The 24,069-nt window shown below is 67.6% G+C and carries 18 protein-coding genes; 12 read left to right on the top strand and 6 right to left on the bottom strand.

What is annotated here, in order from left to right; all coding sequences use genetic code 11:
- The first annotated feature begins 13 nt into the window (after positions 1-13).
- From FFT09_RS02460 to FFT09_RS02435, 6 genes are all read left to right on the top strand, one after another.
- Entirely contained in the window at positions 14-10,663 is a 10,650-nt protein-coding gene (locus FFT09_RS02460; protein ID WP_138381701.1) for a LamG-like jellyroll fold domain-containing protein, read from the top strand.
- A complete protein-coding gene (locus FFT09_RS22825; protein WP_167305319.1) occupies positions 10,663-11,064 on the top strand; it encodes a hypothetical protein in 402 nt (133 codons plus the stop codon). The genes FFT09_RS02460 and FFT09_RS22825 overlap by 1 nt, the downstream gene beginning before the upstream one ends.
- Positions 11,065-11,703: 639 nt before the next feature.
- Positions 11,704-12,237, top strand: a complete 534-nt coding sequence (locus tag FFT09_RS02450) for a hypothetical protein (RefSeq protein ID WP_138381700.1) — start codon at positions 11,704-11,706, stop codon at positions 12,235-12,237.
- A gap of 217 nt (positions 12,238-12,454) precedes the next feature.
- Positions 12,455-12,679, top strand: coding sequence for a hypothetical protein (locus FFT09_RS02445; protein ID WP_138381699.1), 225 nt, complete (start codon positions 12,455-12,457; stop codon positions 12,677-12,679).
- Between the two features lie 76 nt (positions 12,680-12,755).
- The gene (locus FFT09_RS02440) at positions 12,756-13,103 is read left to right on the top strand and encodes a hypothetical protein (RefSeq protein WP_138381698.1); all 348 of its coding nucleotides are present in this window, start codon (positions 12,756-12,758) and stop codon (positions 13,101-13,103) included.
- Positions 13,104-13,216: 113 nt separating this feature from the next.
- On the top strand, positions 13,217-13,522 hold the full coding sequence (locus FFT09_RS02435) for a hypothetical protein (RefSeq protein WP_138381697.1): 306 nt from the start codon (positions 13,217-13,219) through the stop codon (positions 13,520-13,522).
- Positions 13,523-13,868: 346 nt separating this feature from the next.
- Here the strand turns inward: FFT09_RS02435 and FFT09_RS02430 are convergent, their stop codons facing one another.
- From FFT09_RS02430 to FFT09_RS02420, 3 genes are all read right to left on the bottom strand, one after another.
- Complete coding sequence (locus FFT09_RS02430; protein WP_024874088.1) at positions 13,869-14,738, bottom strand: peptidoglycan DD-metalloendopeptidase family protein; 870 nt, start codon at positions 14,736-14,738, stop codon at positions 13,869-13,871.
- Positions 14,739-14,786: 48 nt separating this feature from the next.
- A complete protein-coding gene (locus tag FFT09_RS02425; RefSeq protein ID WP_138381696.1) occupies positions 14,787-15,620 on the bottom strand; it encodes a peptidoglycan-binding domain-containing protein in 834 nt (277 codons plus the stop codon).
- A 67-nt stretch (positions 15,621-15,687) separates the two neighbouring features.
- Positions 15,688-16,143: a cupin domain-containing protein gene (locus FFT09_RS02420; RefSeq protein WP_138381695.1), complete on the bottom strand. Its 456-nt coding sequence runs from the start codon at positions 16,141-16,143 to the stop codon at positions 15,688-15,690.
- 99 nt (positions 16,144-16,242) lie between these two features.
- On the opposite strand from FFT09_RS02420, the gene FFT09_RS02415 reads away from it, so the two are divergent.
- The gene (locus tag FFT09_RS02415) at positions 16,243-17,403 is read left to right on the top strand and encodes an NAD(P)-binding protein (protein WP_138381694.1); all 1,161 of its coding nucleotides are present in this window, start codon (positions 16,243-16,245) and stop codon (positions 17,401-17,403) included.
- 167 nt (positions 17,404-17,570) lie between these two features.
- Entirely contained in the window at positions 17,571-18,131 is a 561-nt protein-coding gene (locus FFT09_RS02410) for a dihydrofolate reductase family protein (protein ID WP_138381693.1), read from the top strand.
- Between the two features lie 3 nt (positions 18,132-18,134).
- Here the strand turns inward: FFT09_RS02410 and FFT09_RS02405 are convergent, their stop codons facing one another.
- Positions 18,135-18,884: a LysR substrate-binding domain-containing protein gene (locus FFT09_RS02405; RefSeq protein ID WP_138381692.1), complete on the bottom strand. Its 750-nt coding sequence runs from the start codon at positions 18,882-18,884 to the stop codon at positions 18,135-18,137.
- A gap of 59 nt (positions 18,885-18,943) precedes the next feature.
- Here FFT09_RS02405 and FFT09_RS02400 point away from each other — a divergent pair, with 59 nt between their 5' ends.
- Positions 18,944-19,321 carry a DUF5997 family protein gene (locus FFT09_RS02400; RefSeq protein ID WP_138381691.1) on the top strand — a complete coding sequence of 126 codons (378 nt, stop codon included), beginning with the start codon at positions 18,944-18,946 and terminating at the stop codon, positions 19,319-19,321.
- Between the two features lie 16 nt (positions 19,322-19,337).
- Here the strand turns inward: FFT09_RS02400 and FFT09_RS02395 are convergent, their stop codons facing one another.
- On the bottom strand, positions 19,338-20,534 hold the full coding sequence (locus FFT09_RS02395; protein ID WP_138381690.1) for a glycoside hydrolase family 76 protein: 1,197 nt from the start codon (positions 20,532-20,534) through the stop codon (positions 19,338-19,340).
- Positions 20,535-20,564: 30 nt separating this feature from the next.
- Positions 20,565-21,467: a sugar phosphate isomerase/epimerase family protein gene (locus tag FFT09_RS02390; protein WP_138381689.1), complete on the bottom strand. Its 903-nt coding sequence runs from the start codon at positions 21,465-21,467 to the stop codon at positions 20,565-20,567.
- Positions 21,468-21,683: 216 nt separating this feature from the next.
- Between FFT09_RS02390 and FFT09_RS02385 the strand changes: the two genes are divergently transcribed.
- Genes FFT09_RS02385 through FFT09_RS02375 form a run of 3 tightly spaced genes read left to right on the top strand, consistent with a single transcriptional unit; the run spans position 21,684 to position 24,060 of the window.
- Positions 21,684-22,880, top strand: coding sequence for a hypothetical protein (locus tag FFT09_RS02385; protein WP_138381688.1), 1,197 nt, complete (start codon positions 21,684-21,686; stop codon positions 22,878-22,880).
- Entirely contained in the window at positions 22,877-23,257 is a 381-nt protein-coding gene (locus FFT09_RS02380) for a hypothetical protein (RefSeq protein ID WP_138381687.1), read from the top strand. The genes FFT09_RS02385 and FFT09_RS02380 overlap by 4 nt, the downstream gene beginning before the upstream one ends.
- Positions 23,254-24,060 carry an ESX secretion-associated protein EspG gene (locus tag FFT09_RS02375; RefSeq protein WP_138381686.1) on the top strand — a complete coding sequence of 269 codons (807 nt, stop codon included), beginning with the start codon at positions 23,254-23,256 and terminating at the stop codon, positions 24,058-24,060. Before FFT09_RS02380 ends, FFT09_RS02375 begins: the two co-directional genes overlap by 4 nt.
- The last annotated feature ends 9 nt before the right edge of the window (positions 24,061-24,069 follow it).

Genomic DNA, 24,069 nt, shown 5'->3' with positions numbered 1-24,069 from the left:
CCCGCTGCGCGCGATGACGCTGGTGTTGGTTCTGGTGCTCACTGCCGGGCTGCTAGTCGCTCCGCCGTGGGGTCATAGTGCGGTCTCAGCGCAAGGACAACTCCCGGAGCAGGAGGAGGGAACCGCGGCGGGTCGCAGTCACACGGCCACGGCCGAGTCGACCGACGCGAGGATCGACTCCGGCGAGCACGCCGCCGAGCCGGCCGACGGTCTGGCACCGGACCGGCGCCACCCGGACGGCGATCTGGAGGAGCCGCCACTACGAGAGACCACTGTGGACGTCCGCGAGGCGGAGCCTCCGACGGCCCCGGACGGTTTCGTCCCGGGCACGAGTCGGCTGCTCACGGATCGCAGTAAGTCAGACCTTCAAGTGTTCGCCAACACCGACGGGACACAGACGGTCCGCGCGTACGAGGGACGCCAGTTCTACCGCACCACGGGCGGCTGGTCGAAGATTGATTCCACGCTTGTGGCGGACGAAGACGGTTGGCGCAGCCGCGCGGACTCGGACGTGAAGCGATTCTCGAGTGCGGCGAGAGCCGCGGGGATGGCCCGCGTCGAACTCGACGAGCACGTCTTCGGGTTCGGCGTGGCCGATGCCGCACCCAGTTCGGGCGAGGTCGACGGGAACGAGGTTGTGTACCCGGACCTGCGGCCCGACGCCGACCTCCGGATCGCGGCGACGCCGTCGGGCGCGAAGGAAGAGATCGTCCTTAAGTCCACCGAGGCGCCCACGGTCTGGGACTTCCCGCTGCAGCTGGACGGGCTCGACGCTGAGCTACACGACGGTGCGGTGCTGCTGCGTGATGCCGACGGCACCGTGCGCGGAGTGATACCGCCGGGATTCATGGAGGACTCGAACGTCGACCCGCGAGTGGGTGAGGGCGCGCGGTCGCGTGGGGTCAACTACGAACTCGTCACGGACGCTGCTGGTCCCGTGCTGCGGGTGCACATCGACGAGGACTGGCTTGCGGATCCCGAGCGGGTGTTTCCCGTCGTGGTCGACCCGACGGTCAACAAGGACTCGAACGGCTCCACGTACGTCATGTCGGGTTACAACGCGGACTACTCGGGCGAGTCCACTCTCAGCGTCGGCACCTATAACGGCGGGGGCAACAAGGCGGCGTCCTACCTCAAGTTCGACTCCATCTCGTCGGAGCTCGCCGGGCACTACATCCTTGGTGCGAAGCTCCAGATGTACTCGGCGTGGTCGTACTCGTGTAACGCACGCAAAGTCACGGTCCATCCGGTCACCGAAGCCTGGTCGGTCAGCGGAAAGAAGTCCTATCCCGGTCCGTCCTACGGCGCGGCGGTCGCGGAGAAGTCCTTCGCGTACGGCCACAGCTCGGCCTGCTCGTCCCGGTGGGTGGGTATCGACCTGGGCCAAGAGGGCAGCGACCTGCTGTACGACTGGACCCACGGCAAGGCGAACCACGGGCTCACCGTCCGAGCTTCCAGCACGGATTCCTACGGGTGGAAGAAGTTCGCGAGCGTCTCGTCGGCCAATGCGCCATACCTCCAGGTCACCTCCTCACCCTACTGGGCCACCTACGACGTCGGAGACCTGACGTCGCAGCTCACCACCACAGACGACGGCGTCATGCGCGTGACCGTGACCAACAAGGGCAGGGACACCTGGACTCCCACCAACGGTTACCAGCTGGGATACCTGATCTGGGATGCTGACGGCAACGAACTGCCCTACAGCGAATGGTCCGCGTGGACCAAAATGCCCCGCACCGTGGCGCCCGGCCAGTCTGTCACGGTCGACGCCCGGCTCAAGTCACTTCCACCGGGAAGCTACACGGTTCGCTGGGACATGGGCCGCCGCGGCGAGACCCGGTTCTCGTGGCACGACGTTCCGATGTCGGGTGGGGTGGTCTTCAACGTCCCGAATCAGACGCCGATGGTGGAGTCGGCGTCTCCACCCAGCAACTTCAACGCGACCACGTTGACACCGACGCTGGCGATGAAGGGCCGTGACCGCGACACCCATCCCGGCGAGCCCATCCGCTACAACTTCAAGATCTGTGACACCTCCGGCGAGGACTGTACCGAGTCGGGTTGGCAGGACACGCCGCGCTGGACGGTGCCCGACGCAACGCTGGAGTGGAGTGAGAACTACGTCTGGCACGGGCGGCTGAGCGACACCGAGGACGAGAGTCCCTGGACGTTGCCCGCGTACCTGTCCACCCGCGTGCCGCAACCGGCCATCACGAGCCATCTCGCGTCCACGGACGGCGTCGACCCCGGTGTGGGCAACTACTCGACCCAGGTCACCGACGCCACGCTCGCGGTGCCGGGGCCCGAACTCACGGTGACCCGAACCTACAACAGTCTCGATCCGCGCGACGGACTGGTCTTCGGCTCGGGTTGGGCGACGCGTTGGGACACGCGGGTCCGGATCGAGGACGGCACGGACGTGGCTCTCGTGACGTATCCGGATGGCAGACAGGCTCGCTTCGGCAGGAATCCCGACGGTGAGTTCGCTTCGCCACCGGGGCAGGGCCTCAGCCTTCGCGACACCGAGAATGGCTGGCTGCTGCGCTTCAAGAACGGCGATCGATACTCGTTCGACGCGGACGGCAGGCTCGTGTCCATCACCGACGCGGTCGGGCACGTCCAGGAGCTGACCTACGCCGACGACGGCAACCTGTCGCAGGTCACCGACGTGGCATCGGAGCGTGCGCTGCACTTCACCTGGGCGGAAGGGCACGTCACCCAGGTCCGTACCGGGCCCGAGCCACAACTGGCCTGGACGTATGCCTACGAGGGCGACCGCCTGGTGTCGGTGTGCGATCCCACGGACGCCTGCACGTCGTACGCCTATGACACCGGCTCGCACTACCCGACCGTGGTGCGCGACGCGAACCCGCATGCGTACTGGCGGCTCACCGAGTCCGAAGGCGGCACGGCGGGCAGCGAGGTGCCCGGCCTCTGGGGCGACCTGAGCGGCACGGCCACCGACGTCGCGTTCGGGCTGGAGCCCGGGCCGATGTCCGGAACGCCCGCCACCGCCGGGGTGTTCGACGGGGCCACCAGCCATGTCCAGCTTCCCGACGACCTGGTGCGCAACTCCGCCTACGCCTCGGTGGAACTGTGGTTCAAGACCACCTCGACGGACGGCGGGGTGCTGTTCTCGACAAGCCACGACATGCCGGGCGAGGACGACCCCGCGGGATCAATGCCGGTGCTCTACGTGGGTACGGACGGCAAGCTGCACGGCCACTTCTGGAACAACCAGGTCGAGGGCATGGCCAGCGCCGACCCGGTGAACGACGGTCAGTGGCACCACGCCGTGCTCACCGGTGCCTTCGACACCCAGACCCTCTACCTCGACGGAACCGCCGTCGGGACCCTGACCGGGGAACTCGCCAATCTGGATCCGCACAACTTCCTCGGCGTGGGCGCGGTCGACGACCGGGACTGGCCCGCGAAGCCGACAGGTCCGTGGAGCTACTTCGACGGGGCGATCTCCGAGGCCGCCTTCTACCAGCACCCGCTCGACCCGGTCGTGGTGGCGGAGCACTCCGCCGCCAGTGTCGCCTCCGACCAGTTGACGAGTGTCACGCGGCCTGGCGGGGTGGTCGAGGCCGAGCTGACCTACGACGACGTCGCCGACCGGGTCGTGACCTTCGTCGACGACAACGGCGGCACGCGACACTTTGGCAAGCCGGATGTCGAGGGCGACGGCTTCCGCTACGCCTCATCGGTGCGGGCCTCGGAGCCTGGGAGCTTCTGGCGCATGTCGGAGGCCGACGGAGCCACGGCCCGCTCGGACCCGGCGCTCCGGCGCGGCGCCTATCACCGTGGAGACGGAGGCCGAGGTGACGGACCGTTCCCCGGCAGCTCTGCCCGCACTCTGGACGGCACCGACAGCTTTGTGCGGCTGCCCGACGACACGATCCACGGCGCGCGGCGCCTCTCGGTGGAGCTGTGGTTCCGGACGGAGTCGAGCGACGGCGGGGTGTTGTTCTCCATCGCCGACCACCTGCCCGGCGAGCCCTCCTCGAACGGGTCCATGCCCGCTCTCTACGTCGGCACTGACGGAAAACTCCACGGCCACTTCTGGCAGGGCGGCGTCGACGGCATTGCGAGCACGAACTCGGTCAACGACGGCGAATGGCACCACGTGGTGCTCACCGGCAACGTTGACACCCAGACGTTGTATCTCGACGGCACGGCGGTGGGCTCGCTCTCGGGGGAGATCTCGAATCATCGGGTTCACACGTTGCTCGGCACAGGGTGGACGCCGGTCCACGACTGGCCCGCCATCGGCGACCGTGACTGGGCACACTTCGAGGGCTCGATCGCTCAGGCCGCTGTCTACCACCATGCGTTGAGTGCTGAGCGGGTCACGGCCCATCACGCGGCGCGGTCGGATGTCGATACCTATACGAGCGCGGTGGCCGACACCGGGCCACACACGCGGTGGGGGCTCGAGGAAGGCGACACAGCTCGGCGGGCCGAGCCCGCCCCGGGTACGGGCTCCGCACGCTATGAGCAGGTGTCGCTGGCCGCCGATCCGGCGATGCGCGGTGGCCACGCGGCTCGTTTCGACGGCACAGGATCCCATGTTCGCCTGCCTGACAACGCCATCCACGGTCGGCAGCGCCTCGCTGTCGAAATGTGGTTCCGGACTGAGTCGAGCGACGGCGGTGTGCTGTTCTCCATCGCCGACCACCTACCGGGCGAAGCATCCTCGAGTGGGTCGATGCCCGCTCTCTACGTCGGGACCGACGGCAAACTGCACGGCCATTTCTGGAACGGCTCGGCCAAGGGGATTGTCTCGCGCGACACCGTCAACGACGGCGAGTGGCACCACGCGGTGCTGTCGGCCGATCGCCACAGGCAGTGGTTGTACCTGGACGGGAACCAGGTCGACTACCAGGACGGCGAGATCCTCAACCATCGCACACACGCGTTCGTCGGGACCGGGTGGACCGCGAACCTGTCCTGGCCCGCCATCGGCGACCGCGACTGGGGCTACTTCGACGGCTCGATCGGCGAGGTCTCTCTCTACCAGCGGCCACTGGACTCCGCGAGTGTCGCCGCGCACTATTCGGCCAGCACCGCCGCCACCGAGGTGCGCACCACCGATCCGGGCGGACACGAAACCGTTTACACCCACGATCCGACCCGTGGCGGCCGGCTCGTGTCGGTCACCCGGCAGAGCGCGGGCACGACGCTCTACGAGTACGACGAGGGTGGCTTCGTTCGCCGCGTGGTGGACGAGAACGGGCACGCCGTCACCTATTCCAACGACGAGCGCGGTAATCGGCTGTCCACCACGCGCTGCCGTGACGACGGCAGCGAAGCCTGCTACACCAGCTACCGCGAGTACTTCGTCAACCCGGACGACCCGCTGGACCCTCGTAACGACAGTGTGACCTTCGCGCGAGACGCCCGGTCCACGTCGGACTCGGACGACCGCTACGTCACCCGCCACGTCCTGCACGGCAACGGCCTCATCGCCTCGAGCCGCAGCCCGGGTTCCACGGACGGCCTGCAACGCACCACCCTCCACGCCTATACCGACGGCACCGAAGCCGCCGTCGGCGGCGGCACACAACCCGCGTGGTTGCGCCGAGCCACGACCGACCCGGCGGGCAATGTCACCCGGTACCTCTACACCAGCGCGGGAGATCTCGCGCGGGTTACCGACCCCGCCGGTGAGGTGACCGAGTACACCTACGACGGTCTCGGGAGAGTGACCTCCGAAACCGTCCACTCGGCCGCGTTGCCGGGTGGATCGGCGACCACCAGCTACGTCTACGACGGTGCCTCGCGGTTGGTCGAGCAGATCGATCCGGCCACCGTCAACGCCGTGACCGGCGTCGAGCACCAGCAACGCACCGTGAGCGTGTACAACGCGGACGGCACGCTGGCTTCGGCGACGGTGTCCGATGTCGAGGGCCACGACGAGTCCCGCACCATCGACTACACCTACGACGAGCACGGTCGCGTGCACACGGTCACCGGCCCCGAGGGTGGTGTGACCACCACGGAGTACGACGACTTCGGCGCCGTCACGCGGACCGTGGACGAGGTCGGCACCGAGTTCGTCACCACCTACACCGAGGCCCGCCACCAGCAGGCGACCCGCACGGTCAAGGACTTCAGCGGCGACGGGCAACCAGCACGGGATGTGGTGCTCGAGTCCCGTGCGTACGACCCGGCGGGACGGCTGGCCAGTGTCACCGACGCGATGGGCCGCACCACCGCGTACACGTACTACGACGACGACCTGCTGGCGTCGGAGACACTGCTCGACTACACCGATCCGGCCACGGGCGACACGCGCGATGTCGAGCTGAACACCTACACCTACACCGGGACCGGTGAGGTGGACACCCACACCTCGGGCGAGGGCCGGTACTCCACCGAGACCGACTATGACAACGCGGGCCGACCGGTGCAGAGCACCGATCGTGAGCGCGACATCGTACTGCGCGAGGAGGAGACCACCTACGACGACGCCGACAACGTCGTGCGCACCGTCGGCCGCAACGCTGACGGCTCCGTGCACACCGACGAGGAGTTCGGCCATGACGCGCTCGGGCGGGAGACCAGCCACACCGTCCACACCGGCACGGAATCGCTCACGACACTGACGGAGCGCGACGAGGGCGGCCTCGTGCGGTCGGTCGTGGACCCGCGGGGAACGGCAGACGGAGCGAACCCGGCGGATTTCACGGCCACCTTCTCGTACGACGCTCTCGGGAGGCAGGTCCGGCAGACCGTGCCGCCGGTCGAGGTCGAGTCGCACGGTAACCCGGCGGTGACCGCCACACCCGTCACCACCGTCGGCTACAACACCTTCGGCGAGCAGACCGACCTCAAGGACCCGCGCGGCAACGTCACGCACACCGGCTACGACCGTGCCGGACGCCCGGTGGAATCCCGGAAACCGGACTACCTCCCGCCGGGCGCCGCCGAACCGATGGTCGCGACGACGTCGGTCGACTACGACGACGCGGGCCGGGTGGTGGCGAGCACGGACGAGTTCGGTCAAACCACCACCTACGGCTACGACGAGCTGGGGAATCAGCGACGGGTGACCGACCCGCCCTCGCTGCACGGGCAGGCGGGTGGCACGTGGATCGCGACCTACGACCCGCTGGGTGAGGTGCTGTCCACCAGCGACCCGCGCGGAGCCCGGACCCACGCCACCTACGACAAGCTCGGCAGGCAGATCACGAGCAGCGTGGTGGAGACGGTGCCGGAACCGACCCGGATCCTCACCACGCACTACACGCACGACGCACTGGGCAACGTCGCCAGTGTCACCAGCCCGAGCGGGCGGGTCGTCGAGACCACTTACGACGACCTCGGCAACGAACTGAGCACCACCGACGGCCTGGGCAACACCACGATTCAAACCTACGACGGCGCGGGCAGGCCGGTGGCGACCACCGACCCGACCGGGCGGGGCACCGAAATCGAGTATGACCGCGCGGGGAGGCGGGTGGCCGTATCGGACCTCGGCCCGGACGGCACCGTGGAACGCACCCGTGAGTTCGACTACGACCGGGCGGGCAACGCCACCCGCGCCACGGACGCGCTGGGAGCCGCCACCACCTACACCCACGACGCGCTGAACCGACTCACGTCGATCACGCGCCCGGTGTCGGACGGCGAGTCCATCACCACCGACTACGGCTACGACCGGGCGGGCAACCTCACCCGCTCCACCGACGGCAACGGCAACACCACCGTGTTCACCGTCAACGCCTGGAATATGGCCGAGTCGACGATCGAACCGGCCACCGAGCGCACGCCCGATGCCGCCGACCGCACCTACACGGCGGTGTATGACGTGTTGGGTCGCCTGGCGGAGCTGCGCAAGCCCGGCGGCGTGACGATCGACCACAGCTACGACCCGCAGGGAAATCTGCTCGAGCAGGTCGGCAGCGGTGCTGAGGTGGTGACCGCTGATCGGATGTTCAGCTACGACGCGGCCGGGCGAATGGTGTCGGCGTCGGCTCCCGGCGGTGACAACACCTACAGCTACGACGATCGCGGAAACCTCATGGAGGCGTCGGGGCCTTCGGGTGAGTCGAGCTTCGTCTACGACGACGACGGTCTCCCCACCAGCGTCACCACGTCGGCGGGCACGAGCGTGTTCGGCTACGACGCGGCGGGCCGGCTCACGAACGCCCTCGACGCCGCCACGGGCACGACGTTGGCCTACGACTACGACGAAGCTGGTCGCGTCACCGATGTCGGCTACGGGGCAGGCGGCGGAGGTCGCGCACTCGCTTACGACGAACTGGGCCGCTTCGCCTCCGACACCCTCACCGCGCCGGACGGTACGGACACAGCGTCGATCACCTACGAATGGGACGACGAAGACCGGCTGATAGCCAAGGACACCGAGGGCGTCGCGGGGGCCGCGCAGAACTCCTACGACTACGACCAGGCAGGCCGGTTGGTGTCGTGGGACAACGACGGCACGGCGCACACCTACGAGTGGGACGCCGCGGGAAACCTGGTTCAAGACGGTTCGGTTGGGGCGGTGTTTGATGAGCGTAATCAGTTGGTGTCGAAGGGCGGTACTGATTACGTCTATACGCCGCGTGGCACGGTGGCTTCTCGCACCACTGGTGGTGTGGCCACGGGGGTGGAGTTCAACGCTTTCGACGAACTGGTGGCCGACGGGACGGCGAGTTATGCCTATGACGGGCTGAACCGGCTGGTTGAGGCGGACGGTGGGGCGTTAAGTTATGTCGGTACCGGCATCAAGGTCGCCTCCGATCACACCGGTGACTACACCTACACCCCCGACGGCACCCCCCTCGGCATGACCCACACCGGCGGGGCGGGGCTGGCCTGGACCGACTCCCACACCGACCTCATCGGCCTGATCAACCCCTCCACCGGCGCCCTGGCCGGGTCACGCACCTACAGCCCCTTCGGCGAGCAGACCGCCCACCACGGCACCCAACCCGCACTGGGCTACCAACACCAATACACCGACCCCGACACCGGCAACGTCAACATGGGCGCCCGCTGGTACCAACCCCACACCAGCACCTTCACCAACCGCGACACCGCCACCCTCAACCCCCACGACCTCACCAACGCCAACCGCCACACCTACGCCGCCAACAACCCCCTGACATATACCGACCACAGCGGATATTTCTTGGACGCTGTGTGGGAGGGCATCAAGGAGATCAGTGGCTATAACGATGTGGTCAGATGCTTCGGCGGTTCGTGGAGCGGCTGCGGGTGGGCGGTTGCCGGGCTGACCCCATGGGGCAAGTTCGCCAAGTTGTTCAAAAGGGGAGAATCTGCAGCCACCTCAAGCAAGGTCACTTCTCCCTCAGTCAGCGCCCCGACGAAGAGCCTGACAAGAGCGCAATCCAAAAAGATCATCGACGGTTTCTCCCAGCGCTGGCGCAACTTCGGCCGCAACATCAGACAAGCCATCGACCGCGCGATGTCGCTGTGCGGCGGGCGCTGCGGCGTCGCGGTCACCCGCGCCGTCACCAACGCACTGGGCAAAAACGGCAACCGCGCCAGCGCACAAGCACGCGCCGCTGACGCCGCGATCGCGGCAGCCACCCAATCCGACGCCGCCGCAGCAGCCGCAGCACGAGCCGCCCGCATACGCCGAGACGTACTCACACCCCACAAACGCCCCGAACCCACCCCCACACTCTCCCCAGAAGTCCTCAAACGCCTCCACGCCGCCAACAACGCACCCCCCATCAACCTCGGCGTCCTCACACCCCCCACACACAACGACAACTTCGCCGACGCCATCACCACCAACACCCACCTCAGCACACCACGAACCACACCGGCCCCTCGCTCGAAGAACACCAGCACCGACGCTCAATGGAGCGCCTCGTGCACATCCAACAGTTTCGTGGCTGGCACGCAAGTAGTGATGGCCGACGGGCCAGCCAAACCCATCGAAGACGTCGAACTGGGAGAGTTCGTTGTAGCCACCGACCCGGAAACCGGCGAGAGCGGGCCACGCAAAGTTGTGGCGACCATCACCGGAAGCGGAGAGAAAGACCTTGTCGAGATCACCGTCGACACCGACGGCGACACCACCGAGACCATCACCGCCACCGACGGCCACCCCTTCTGGGTTCCCAACCAGCGCGAATGGCTCACCGCCGCGCAACTGCAGCCCGGGGACTGGCTACGCACCGGCTCAGGCACCTGGGTCCAGGTTCAACACACCCACGCCCGCACCGCACAGCAACGGGTCCACAACCTCACCATCAACCAACTCCACACCTACTATGTACAGACCGAGACCACACCGGTCCTCGTACACAACTGCAACAACGCAACCACACACGATCCAGCAAACATAGCTGATCAACTCGAAGACAACATTTATTTCCACTACACCAGCGAGGAGGGCCATCGTGGAATATTGGCCAACGATGGACACCTCAAAATAGGCGCCAACAGCGCCGGAAAAATTCACGTAACACAGAACATGGGGAACCCATTGGAGATTGAGCGCGACATCTTTATCGGAAGCAAGAAGTACACCGGTAAAGCCGATTTTGTGTTCGCGTTTCAGATGCCTGAAGGCGTCGAACTTCTCCCTGGGGCACCCTACGAACTAATTGCTAAAGGCTCACTAAAAGTTCCAGCGGAAAATGTCGTATTTCATGGAAGGAACCCTTTTTGATGTCTGAGCTTATCGAGTTCGACGATTACCATCAGGTGACGGTGCTCCTGCGTGCCGGTATCGAGTTAAAATTTGAGCTGTCTGACGATGAGAATATTATGAATGGAAGCTCGATCTATGCTGCCGCGCTGAATAATCTTCGTGAAGGCTGGCTTCAGGGATTGCGCGCGACTTCGACACCGAGAGGAGTGCAGGCGAAAGCCGATTGGTACCAATTGTCACAACAACCAGAGCGTTTTGAAATAGTGGCACGAAGGGTAATCACGCTTCCGCGCTGGCGCGAGCGGGATGCCGTCGATTTCCGCGAATGGGTTGAAGCTCTCGCGGCGCCATTTACTGTGGACGATGAGACACTGGAGGCCATCAAGGCGGCGGCCGAAGAAAAACAACGTCGCCAATGAGGGTGAACGATCACGGATTGCGGGACGCTTCCTGTTCGGTGAACAGGGTTGCGGTGGACTATCGGCAGTCGAGCGTGACGGGCTGAGAGCCCGGCAACTGTTAGGGCAGTGGTGAGGCCGTGCTCGCGGGCGGCGCCCATGTCGTGCCGGGCGCCGGGCAGGACCTGCGCGGTCACGCCGTGTCTTTTGCGTTCGCCGGAGTAGTACGTCCCGGCCCGAGGCCATGCCGACCCGGTCGATACGCAGCAGGGTGCCATCGAAATATGACGAACGCCTTTGCGCGCGGCGACCACGATCGCGTCGGTGAGTCCGAGCGGGCGGGCGGCCAAGACTCCCAGGGATTCGCGGATATAGCGGAACACCGTGGTCACACCGATCGCGAACCCGGCCTCCAGGTCGGCATAGGTCTTGCCTTTGCGCAGGGAGGCCAACACCAAGGCCTGTCGGCACACCTCCAGGCGCCGCCACCAAGCCCCGCGTACCCGCCATTCGCGCCGCAACGCCTCGACCGGAATGTTGAAGGCGCGACTGGACACCGACATCCATGACAGGTGAAGAAGCACCTCGAAGCTCCTGGTGAAGGTACAGAGTTGATCTAGACATTCGTGTACTGAACCGGGCAAATCGATAGGAACCGTGGTGCGTATTTCTGGGCTGAACGTAGCTAGCTGGGCCGGCGAGATGTCGCGCCTAGCCGCCCGGTTTAGTGAGAGTTTCGAATCTACTAACGGCTACCCACCAGGTGATAATTTCGTTATAAAACAAACTGAACAAAGTGACCGCGACTCACTCATGGAGGCTTTGGGCGGGCCTCAATCGGGAGACTTAGTTGAATTCTATACATACGTTGCGGAAATCTCCTTTGAGGATGTTGGTCCCGGGTTTTTTGTTCACAGGGCTGAGGACGTGGTCGCCGGAATGCGGGATTATCAGCCCACGCGGTTAATCAGTGCATCCCAAAGACAGATCGCGGTATTCGGTTCTGACGGTGGTGGCGCATTGTTCGCTGCCGATCGCCACACAGGTGAGGTTGTCCGCCTCGAAGGTGGGGCTTTCGTTGGTATCGACTACGAGGTTGAAGAGTGTAGCGTACAGGTAATCGCGGCAAATCTAGCTGGTTTTCTGCAGTTTCTTCATCAAAGATTGCTGCAACAGATCGTTTCCGAAAGTTAGGCTGCCAGGAAACGCGCGATATCCAACCTCTGCAAATCCCACACGCAGCTTGCTATCCGAACCGTAGGCTTCGTCGCCGGTCACCCGCCCAAGCGGCACACCGGACTCCACAACGAGAGTGATCATTCGTTGCACGAGTAAAGGTTTGGTCGCAAACTCGATTCCATCGGCCGTTTCACACAGAGTTGGGTGCGGAGCTATTAGGAGAACACCTACTATGAACATTCCAGGGCCAACGAGCTGCTTTATTAAAGAGTACTTGAGTGAAATGGTGCAGCTGTTGATTTCTGATTACAACATAACTGAGATTGAGGCGGTGGAATTGGTGTCTACAGCTTTCGAAGGGGAGGATCTTACCTCGGAAAGGCTTGAATTAGAGCTTGGACATGAACTGCCCGCCTATTGGGTTCCTGGAATTTTCGAGAACTACTATCGCTCTTAGTGCTGCAACGACACATCGTAACCGTGTGAGGGTCTGGTCGTCGATCTTGGCGTGATGGTTGATAGGATTCCACGGTATGCGTGACGTTATTCTGCCTTCCGAGCAAGACTTCATCGATTTCCTGGGTGTGTCTCCAATTTTGCTGGAGGGTGGAGAGGCGACCTATCTTCTCGAGTTCAGCCACCTAGTGCGTTCCTCGCGGATCAGCTTTGATGCTATCGAGCGCTCCGTTGTGATTAAAGTGTTTGGTCAAGACCAGAGAATCTTCGATGTCTACGCAGAAGGTCTTGATAGAATATCTCTTTTTGGGGACCGTGAGACGAAAGAGATCGAGTTCTTCCTGTCGGGGCCGTGTTATCGGTTGTCGATCCGTCTATTTGTGCGTCCAGAGGTACACCTAGAGTGCCTGCACTTCATAGCCTGACGTTCCAGTATTGTACGGGTCACAAAAAGTCGCGAATCGGTGGGGTGATTCATGTCGTCTCCGTCAAAAGGCGATCGACTCGTTGCCTGCAACCGGGTAGTGCAAGGGGAAACGTGGATTACACTGATCTATTTGCAGAGTTGCGAAGCTGGCTCGAGGCTCGTAAAGAAGCGTTCGACCGTGAGCATGTCTCCTACTTTCTCGACGGCTCGAGAAAAGAGTGGAAGCAACCTTCGATGTGGCTCATGCTGGAGGATGAGTATCATCTGAGCGATATTGCGGTCTGGGGGTCTGGTGAGGTTCAGTTCCATCTCGCTGATGCTTCATCAGGTGACGTTCAAAGTCATTATTTAATGGTAAATAGTCTGGATGATATGCGTGACATTCTTAAAAGATTAGAAGCATGGCACAAGCGCTAGATAATTGGATGCCACCCCGTGGGCTATCAGTGAAAATCGAGACGTGTGTTATTGGGACCTGAAGCGAGATTCACGAGGCGCCCGAGTGGCCATAAATGAATCTCGATCTGCGGTTTGGGAGTGGCACGATGGAGGTGCTGTGAAATTCTTGCTCGACTCAATTTCTGGCCGGTTTCGAAGTGTTGTATTTCCTGATGACTTCCCCAGTGCGAGTCCTTCGTTTGATCCAGCTTGAAAGCTGGCGGCAAGTCGGCGGCGAGGTTCCCGGAAGAATTCCCCCAGCAGGCCATGTGGGACGGGCCGCCGTGCGCGGATGTACGCACGGCGGCCCGGGTCGGTGTTCGGATCAGGGGCAGTTGGTGGTGCGCTTCAGGTTCTTGTATCCCCAGTAGACCGGGTTACCGTCCTTGAACGTCACCTTCTGCGCCGCACCGTTGAGCTTCTGTTCGTAGTGCAGGTGCGGTCCGGTGGAGCCGCCGGTGTTGCCGACCCTGCCGATCATCGTCTTCTCGGTGACCTGCTGGCCGACGGAGACGTCCTGGGAGCGCAGGTGCGCGTAGAGCGTCTGCCAGCCACCGGCGTGGTCGATGACGATGTAGCGGCCGTAGGAGGTGTTACCCAGGTTGGCCACCTTGGAGACCGTGCCCGGGGCGGAGGAGTACACCTTCCAGCCCAGGTCCTCGGGGTAGTGGTTGAAGTCCACCGAGTTCTGCGGGTTGTGGTTGGTGCGCGTGCCCGCCTGCCAGGTCTCACCACAGGGGAACGGCAGCCAGAACCGGCCCGAGGCGCCCGGCCGGAACTTGTGCGAGGCGTTGTTGTTCTTCAGCGTCGCGTTGAGGTTGCGCTGCACGCCGGCGCCGAAGTCCTGGTAGGCACCGCCGTAGTTCGAGTTGTAGTAGACCCGCACCTTGGCGCCGGTCCGGTTCCACACCGAGGCGGCGTCGTTCTTGATGCAGCGGCCCTGGCCGTTGCCCGGGCCCTTGAACTCGTAGCACGTCGGCTGGGTGGTGCCGTAGTTGGCGATGGAGCCCGCGAAGTCCGAGACCGAACCCTCGTTGTTGCTGTTGTAGTAGTAGCAGAACTCGCCCTTCTGGCAGACGCCGTCCCGGGCGGCGGCGCTGGCCGGGGCGGCGGAGATCACCGTGAGTCCCGTGGCGGCCAGCATCGCGACCGCGGCTCCCACCGCGGCGCTCTTCCATCTTTTCAGTCGTGTCATGCCGACTCCTCTCTGGTGCGGGGTTGTTTCCTTCGAGGACAGCTACCGTCAGGCGCGCTGGTACTGCTCCCAGGTCACCTTCGGCACCTGCGGTCCGTCGTCCGGGCCGTTGTTGGCCAGCCCGTTGCGGCCGAGGTAGTACATGCCGACCTGGTTCTGGGCCGGCGTGGACAGATCGGTGTCGTTCGCCGCGATGGCGTGAATGTGCCAGGGCCAGTTGCCCTGGCTCGGGCTGCGCAGCCACGCCGCGAAACCCACCCGCCGCAGCCCGATGAGGGCGTCGGTTCGCTGGACGTTGCTCAACGCCTCCGCATCGAGGTCGACGGCGCCGCCACCGTCGTGGGTGCCCGCCGACGTGGGGTCGTTGCCCGGCGAGTACGAGCCCTGCTCCACCACGAACGGCACCCCCGCGAGTCGCTGGGCCTCGTCGAGCATCGCGACCGTGCGGGTGTTGAACGGGAAACCCTGGTGAGTGGTGCGCGCGCCCGGCGAGAGCTTCCGCACCACCGAGAAGCTGCCCTGCGCGAGCGCGGTCAGCGAGGCACTGCCCGGCAGGCCGTTGGCGCCCAGGCCGCTGTAGCCGAGGGACTCCTGCCACCGCGCGTACGCGGAGCGGGTCGCCGTGCCGAAGTGGCCGTCCACATACTGGGCCGACAGGAATCCCTTGTCGGCGAGCGCCCGCTCCACCCGCCGCACGCTCGTTCCGGCACCCGGCGTGATGCCGGTGCCGCTCTTGGGCGGGTCGAGCTGCGCGGCGAGCACGACCATTTCCATGTCGACGGAAGCCGCGCTCGCGACGGCGGCGTGCGGTGCCAGCACGGTCGCCACGGCGACCCCCGGGACCACGGTCAGGAACCTGCGGCGATCAAGGTGAGCGGACATGGCCGTGAAGTGTCATCCGGCCGCGTACATTTCCCCTACAATTCCCGCCCTGAGCTGCGCATTCGGCCTACCGCTGCCAGAGCCGGAAGTCCTCGAAGTCGAAGCCGGGGGAGACCACGCACGACAGCAGCACCGCCTCGGCCGACGCCGGGTACGCGGCCTGCCAGGTGCCTGCGGGAACCAGCGCCTGCACGTGGTGACCGCGCTCGACGTCGGGGCCGAGAATCACCTCGGCCGGATGGGGGGCGGGGTCGTCGCCGGAGCCGCCGAGAAGCAGGCCCAGCGTGCCGCCCCGGTGCCACAACCACAGCTCGTCGCCTCGCACCCGGTGCCACCGTGATCGCTCGCCGGGAGCTAGCAGGTAGTGGATCGCGGTCGCGGAGGCTCGTTCTGCGGGGTAGCCGTCCGGGTGGAAGCGGGTGCCGGTTTCCCAGGTCCGGCGGTACCAGCCCCCTTCCGGGTGCGGCGACAGGTCGAGCGCCTCGGCCAGCGGCGGACGCGGCGGCACGGGTGGTGTGGACATGGCCGCACTGTAGTGGCGGCGCCCGGCGCCGACCCCGCTGTCACATCCAGCGGAGCTGTCTCGTCCTGCTGAGGTAGGGATCGAGGACAGGGAGACGACATGGCACGAGAGATCGTCGTGGTGGGCGGCGGCCTGGCCGGGTTGACGGCGAGCATCGCCTGCGCGGAGGCCGGGGCCACGGTGACGTTGCACGAGGCGCATTCCACCCTCGGTGGCAGGGGAAGGGCGACGGCACCGCCGTACGTGGCACACGAGGGTGGGCACGTCTTCTACGCCGACGGTCCGCACTGGCGCTGGCTGACCGAGCGGAACCTGACCGGTGCGGTGGCGAAGGCGCCACCGAAAGCGGCTCTGACCGGCCGGTTCCGCTACGGCGGCCGGCTTCGGCTACGTCCCTTTCCCGGACTGCTGGCCATGGTGCGCGACCGGAAACGCCGCGCGCCCGTGGACCGGGACTTCGCGAGCTGGGCGGGCGAACGTTACGGCGACGAGGCCGCGCGGGCCGCCGCCAACGCGATCGGTGTCGTCACCTTCCGCGCCGACACCGGCGGGCTGTCGGCGGCCTTCGTCTGGGAACAATTGCACCGCGTGTTCGCACCCGCCCCGCCCGCGGTCCGCTACGTGATCGGGGGATGGCCCGCGCTGTTCGCGCGCATGGCGCGGCGGGCCCGCGACCTCGGCGTGCGCGTCGAGCTGAACTCGCGCGTCACGGAGATCCCCTCGGTGCCCACCATCGTCGCGACCGAACTGTCCAGCGCCCGCACGCTGCTCCGGGACGAGGACCTCACCTGGCAGAGCGGCCGGTGCGTGCTGCTGGATCTCGCGGTGCGGCGCAGGCGCGGCGACGCGTTCGTGGTGTTCGACGCCGACGAGGGCGGCTTCCACGAGTGCTACACGATGCCCGACCCGTCGCTCGCGCCGCGCGGCCAGTCCCTGTTCCAGCTCGACATGCCGCTGCGCGACGGTGAGTCCCGCTCCGGCGCGACGGCTCGGGTGGAACGGCTCGCCGATCTGGCCGTGCCCGGCTGGCGGGAGCGCACCACCTGGCGCCGCGACGCCGTGGCGCGCGACCGCAGCGGTGCGGTGGACCTGCCCGGGCAGACCTGGCGTGATCGCCCGGCCGTCGACCGAGGCGGTGACGTGTTCCTGGCCGGGGACATGGTCGCGGCACCGGGGATGCGGGGGGAGATCTCGCTGAACAGCGCCGTCACCGCCGCGCGGGCGGCGGTGCGCGCGGCGGGCGTCCGGACGACGGCCTGACGCCGGTCACGCGGCCGGGGCGAGCCGGAAGCGCAGTTCGGGTGGGAGCTCCGGTGTGCTGCCGGACGCTCCGCTCGGCGGTGAAGGGTGGCCGTGTCCCGGACGGAGTCGGCCGTGTTGGCGTCCGGCGGGTGAGCGGAGACACTGGTTCTGGGGAGGACGGCGCCATGCGGAAACTGATCTACGGCATGAACCTGAGCCTGGACGGCTACATCGCCGCGGCCGACGGCGACCTTGGCTGGAGCGAGCCGAGTGACGAGCTGTTCCAGTGGTGGCTCGAGCAGGAGCGGGCGATCGAGTCGTTCCTGTACGGGCGCAGGCTGTGGGAGACGATGAGTTACTGGCAGACCGGTGACCAGCAGCCGGGTGCCACTCCGGCGGAGATCGAGTTCGCGCGGAACTGGCGGGACACGCCGAAGGTGCTGTTCTCCTCCACGACGATCGACGAGGTCGACCGGAACACCCGCGTCGTGACCCGCGACGCGATCGCCGAGATCACCCGGCTCAAGGCCGAGGACGGCGGGCCGATGAGGGTCGGTGGTGCGACGCTGGCCGGGGCGGCGATGCGGGCCGGCCTGGTCGATGAGTACGAGATCGTCACCCATCCGGTCCTGGTGGGCGACGGCACGCCGTTTTTCACCACGCTGGACAGCCGGGTGAAACTCGACCTGGTGGAGACGCGGACGTTTCCCGGTGGAGTGGTGCTGACCAGGTACGCGAGGAGTTGAGCGCTACGAGCGGCGGCGGGGTCCTCGGCGGCGCCCGCCCTTCCCACCGGGCTGTCGCCGCGGACCCCCGCGGCGCGGGGTGGCCTTGGGCTGCTTGCTCTGTTGCCGAGCGGGCAGGCTGGACTTCGCGGGTTCCGCAGGCCTGCGTCCCCGGGTGCTGTTGACGGTGCGGCCACGGACGATGCCGATGAACTGCTCCATCAGGTCGGTGGTCTCGTCCTCCAGCCACGCCAGCGCGACCCGTGACTGCGGGGCGTCCGCCACCGGGCGGTAGGTGAGGTCGCGCCGGTGGTGCAGGCGGGCGAGCGACTGGGGGACGACCAGCAGCCCCACTCCGGCCGCGACCAGCGCCACGGCGTCGCCCGTGGTGGCGGGCCGCTCGAGCGCGGACCGTCCCGGCGGCCGTTCCCAGTCGAGGGTGTCGTCGAGGGGATGCAGCACGAGCTCGTCGGCCAGGTCGGCAAGGCTCACCTCGTCGGCCGCCGTCACGACGTGGTCCTTCGGCACGACGACCACGGTGGTCTCGGTGTAGAGGGGGATGGCGTGCAGGCCCGACCGGTCGGTGGGCAGCCGCAACAGCACCGCGTCGGTGTCGCGGGCCCGGACCCGCTCGGCCGCGTCGGCGGCGGTCACCTGCACCAGCGTCAGCGGGACCTCGGGTGAGCGCTCGTGCCACGTGCGCACCCACTTTCCGGGCGTCACCCCGGGAACGTAGGCGAGGGTGAAGGAGGGCGAATCGTCCGAGCCTGGCACGACGCCAGGCTACCGCTCGCGGGCGCGGGTGGCGCGGGCGCTGTCGTTACCCTGGACGCATGACCTCGCGCAAGACCTCGCAGACCATGAAGCCCGCGACCGCGGCGAAGAAGCTGAACGTCTACCTGCCCGCGACGCCGGAGGAGTTCCGGGAGGGCGTCGTTTCGCGGGACGAGCTGAACGCCCTGCAGTCCGACCCGCCGCAGTGGTTGCAGGATCTGCGGCGCGACGGTCCGCACCCGCGGCAGGTCGTCGCGGCGCGGCTGGGCGTCTCGCTGAGCGGACTCGCGCGCGGCGGCGTCACCGACCCGCTCACCACGGAGGAGATCACCGCGCTGAAGGCGGAGATGCCCGAGTGGCTCCAGCGGGAACGCGCCACGCAGGCCGAGGTCCGCCGGAAAGCGGCCCGTCTCAAGGAGCGCGACGCGGGCCGCTGACCCACCGGGCGGCGACTCAGGTCAGCATGGCGTGGTCGTCGGGGTGCCAGGCGAGCATGGCCTCGATGCGGAGCATGCCCGCCTGCTCCAGCAGCAGCACGGGGTCGTCGCCGGTGAATCGGTAGAGGCCCGTGTCCGGATCGTGGACGCGGGCGCGGGCCTGCTCGGCGTAGGCGCGCATGGCGTCGTAGTAGGCGGGGTCGGGACGCAGTGTCCCCAGTCGCAGCAGGTTGGCGAAGAAGATCGCGTGGAACCGGGCGGGCTGGGTGAAGTACCGGTCGTCGGCGGCGTAGTGGGCCAGTGCCCGCGTGGCGGTGTCGCGCGCCTGGTCCAGGTACTCGGGCTCGCCGGTCGCGCGGTACAGCAGCGCGCCCGCGCCGATCATGACGCCCTGGTTGTAGGAGAACTGCGCCTCCCAGATCGAGCCGTCGAGCCGGATGCTGTCCCAGTAGAGCCCGTTGGGTGCCAGCAGGCAGCCGCGGACCCACTCGTACATGCGCAGTGCCCAGTCGAGGTAGTAGCGCTCGCCGGTGAGCAGGTAGAGGTGCAGTCCCACCTCGGCGCCGGGGGCGTTGGACACGGTGTTGCGGTCGCGGCTCCAGTCGGCCTGTGTCCAGAAGACCCCGCCGGGGCAGGGATGGTCCGGGTCGGTGTCCCAGCCGTGGACGACGAGGTCGAAGATCTCCGCCGCGCGGGTCAGCGCCGCGCGGTCGCCGCCCGAGGACATCAGGTGGCGCTGGATGAAGGCGAGGGCGTTCCACTCGTTGTCGTCGTAGAACTTGTCTCCGCCGTGCCCCAGCGGCGGGCGGACGTAGGAGTCGTAGCCGGGCGGCTCGGTTCCGGCGTTCCAGTATGACTCCAGCGCCGCGAACCGCGCGGCGACGTCGGGAGCGTAGCGGCGGTGGTGGCCGCGGATCCCCGCCAGCACCTGCGTGCCGACGAGCGCCTGCGAGAACGGCCAGACGTAGGACCAGGGGTTGGCCTCGGTGCGGGGATAGGTCTCCAGGTAGAGCCCGGTGCCCGGGTCGTGGAAGTGGTGCTGGAGCGCGTCGTAGGTGCGGCGGGCCCGCCGGGCGTGGCGGCCGAGGTCATCGGCGGACGGCGCGCTGCCCCGCGCGGCGGCGACCGACGGGACGGCCACAAGGCCCGCCGTCAGGGCGGCGGTGCCCGCGAGCAGGTGGCGGCGGGACAGCGGCCGGGGACGGTGTCGCATCGTGGAACCTCCTGCTCGCGGGTAAGCCGGCTACCGTCTCGGGCTGATGCGCAGGCCGCGCAGATAGTCGTACGACCGGTTCGCGGTCCGCACGGGGTGCGGTTGTTCGTCGCGTTCGATGACGAAGTGGTGCGCGCCAGGGTGGGACAGGTTGGCGAGGATGCTCGCGAAGTCGACATCGCCGTCGCCGAGGTCGGTCTCGACGCCTGCGGTGGGAGTGCCGTCCTTGAGATGCAGCAGCGGGAACCGGGATTCGTGGGCCCGCAGGTAGGGCCCGGGTTCGACGCTCGCCGCGAGAATCCAGTACAGGTCGAGTTCGTAGGCCACCAGGGCGGGATCGGTGTTGTGCAGCCACACGTCGAACAGGGTCCGTCCGGTGTCCGGGTCCGGGTGGAACTCGTGGTCGTGCAGGTGCGCGTACCAGCGAAGGCCCCAGGCGCGGGCCCGTTCGCCGAACCGGTTCATCTCCTCGGCCATGCGGAGATAGCCGTCGTGGGACTGCTCGCCGTCCATGTACGACACGCCCACGTACTTCTGCCCGAGCACGGCGGCCCGCTCCAGGGTCACCTCGGCGGCGTCGCCCCGGAAGTCGCCGGGGTGGTGGTGGCTGCCGATCACGCGCAGGCCGTTGTCGTCGGCGATGCGCCGGAACTGGGCGGGGGTGCGGTTGCCGTAGTCGTAGGCGGGCTCGATCTCGGCGTAGCCCGCCTCGCCCAGCATCGCGAGGGTGCCCTCGGGGTCCTCGGCCAGCATGTCGCGCACCGAGTAGAGCCCGAAGCCGATCTTGCCGGGCGGCACGGGCCTGGCTCCGCGGGCCGGGGGCCCCGCGCTGGCGGTGCCGGACGCCCACAGCGCGGCGATTCCGGCCGCGGTGACCGTGCCCGCGCCGCGCAGCACCCGGCGTCGTGAATGCTTCTGCGTGTTATCAGCCATCTTCTGCGTCCAATCGTCAGAAGTTGTCCGCGTCACAGTAGGTCCCGGGCCCGGTGGGCACAAGGCCGAACCGGCTCACCGCTGTGCCGGTCACCGCGTTCTGCCTGGTCAGCGGTACCGGCCACAAATGGCCGCCTCGTGACCTTCTACTCCGTGCGCATCCGTCGTGATCATCGCTGCACCGGTGAGGAACTGGTGTCGTGAAAGGGGTCTGGGGTGGAGAGCGAGACGTCGGCGGTGGGCGCGGCCGGGGTATGGGACCGGTACTTCGGTGAGCCCGCACCGCCCGAGGGCGGGGTGAACTGGGACGCGTACAGCCACGAGGAGCTGTACCAGATGCTGTGGCAGGACGCCGACGTCGCCGACGTCAGCACCATCGCCGCGGAGTGGTCCGAACATCGGGCAGCGCTCGGCAACCACGCCGACGTGTTGCGCGAGCAGCGGGCCGCGTTGGCCGAGAGCTGGCAGGGCACGGGCGCGGAGGAGGCCGCGCGCAGGCTCGCCGTGCTGGCGGACCGGGTGGACAAGATCGCCGAGCTCGCGTTCGCCGGGCAGCAGGCCGCGGAGCACGCGGCGGACGCGCTGGCCAGGGCCAGAGCCACGATGCCGGCGCCACCGGGTGAGGCCGCCGCGCCGATGACCGACCCGGTGACCAGCTGGATGAGCATGACCACCGCGCCCGCGCCGAGCACGGCGGAGTCGCAGCCCGCGACGAACCCGATCACGAGGTGGATGCCGTCGAACACGGCCACCGCAGACCCCGCCACGACCTTCGGTGCGGTGGGCGGGGCCGGGTTCAGCTTCTACGCCGGCGCTGACACCGCCGAAACGCAGAAGCAGCAGGCGATCCGCGCGATGCGGACCTACGAATCGAGCCTCACGGACTCGAGTCGGCTGATCGGCCAGGCCCGGGGCACGATCCCGCCCGCCACCACGCTGCCGAGCAGCAGCACCGCCACCACCGCCGCCGCGACCACAGCCACCTCGCCGTCGCACGCGCCGTCGGGGCAGCCTCTCGCGGGTACGGCCCCGACGGTCGGTAGCGCGCCGACGCCGCCCCCGGCCAGCGGCGCGGCCGTGGGTGCGCTCGTCGGCGGCGCGGGCACGGCCGCCGGGCAGGGGCAGGGACACGCGGCCTGGCCCGGCGCCGGGGGCAGCCCACTCGGGCCGGGCGCGCGGGTCGGGGCCATGCCGTTTCCGGGCTCCGGCGCGACCGCCGCGCAGCTCGCCAGCGAGTCGGCAGCCGCACGCCCCGGCGTGCTGGGCGGCATGGTCCCGCCCGGCGCGGCCCGGGGCGGGCCGGACGAACAGCAGCACGAGAACCACCTGCCGACGATCGATCACGGCCTGTTCACCGTCGAGGAACCGGGCAGCGAAGCGGTCATCGGCCTGTCGCCGGAGGGGCAACGATGAAGGACGGCCAGGGCATCGATCTCGAACTGGACCTGTTCGGGCAGCGGATCACGACGCTGGCCGAGCTCGGCGACCTGACCGCCGACCTGGTGACCACGGCGAGCAGGCTGGCCGAGCGGCTGCCGATGCTCGGCACCGCGCCACCGGCCGTCCACCTGGCGATGCGGCTGCGTGAGGCGGCGGGCAGTTCCGGGCTCGCGGGCGAGGTCGAGGCGACGGAGCGGGAGGTGCGCGAGTACGAGCGCATGCTCGCCGAAGCCGAGCGGAGGTACCAGGAGCACGACGAGCGTTCCGGCGACGACGTGCGGAAGTCTGGCGAACCCCGTGAGGCGCCCGGTGGCCGCCCGGCGCACGGTTCGGCGGGGAGGCCGGCATGACGACCATCGCCGAGCACGCCGCCGAGGGCGCGATCGCCCTCGATCTGGTGGAACTGGACCTGCTCGCCACCGAGGCGGGCACGCGCCCGCCGTTTCCGTTGCGGGTGCCCTCGTTCGGCCGGATCGAGGGCGAACGAACGGCGTTGCTGGCCGGCGCGGCGCGCTCGCTGGCCGAGCGGGGGCTGGCCACGGGGCAGGGACCGACCGGGCTCGCCGCCGACCTCGTGGCCGCGCTGCGCGACCAGCGCGGCACGCTCGATCTCGTCGTGGCCGGGGACGCCGCCGTCACCGGTGCCGTGGCGCTGGTGCGCGGCGAGAGCGCGGTGGTGTGCCGCCAGTCGCTCGCCGGGGTGCCGGGCCGGGTCAGCGTCACGACGGTGACGGCCGTCGCGCTGACCGACGAGTTCACCGGGCTGGTCCCGCCGACCCGGGCGGCGAGGGCCATGCCGATCACCCTGCCGCCCGGAGTCGTCGGTGACGCGATCCGGTTGCTGGAGAACACGGCGGGCGCCGCGGCCCCGCACCAGCGCGTGCGCACGCTGGTGCGCGAGCGCGGCGGTGACCCGGCGGCGGTCGACGCGTTGCTCACGCTGCTGCCGTCGGTGTCGGGACGCGGGCAGCTCGGCACCGTCCGCTACCGGAACGGCCACGCCGAGCGTGGGCCCGAACTGTCGTGGTTGGACAGCCCCAGCGGCCGGGTCCGGGTCCACCAGGACGATCGCGGCTGGGTCAGCGTCAATCCGCTGCGGCACAGCGAACTCGTCCACGAACTCCGCGCCGCGGCGGCGCGGGCCCGGACCTGAGAGAAGGGA

The organism is Saccharomonospora piscinae, assembly GCF_005862235.1.
Classification (GTDB): Bacteria; Actinomycetota; Actinomycetes; order Mycobacteriales; family Pseudonocardiaceae; genus Saccharomonospora; species Saccharomonospora piscinae.
This window is presented reverse-complemented; position numbering and strand designations above follow the sequence as displayed.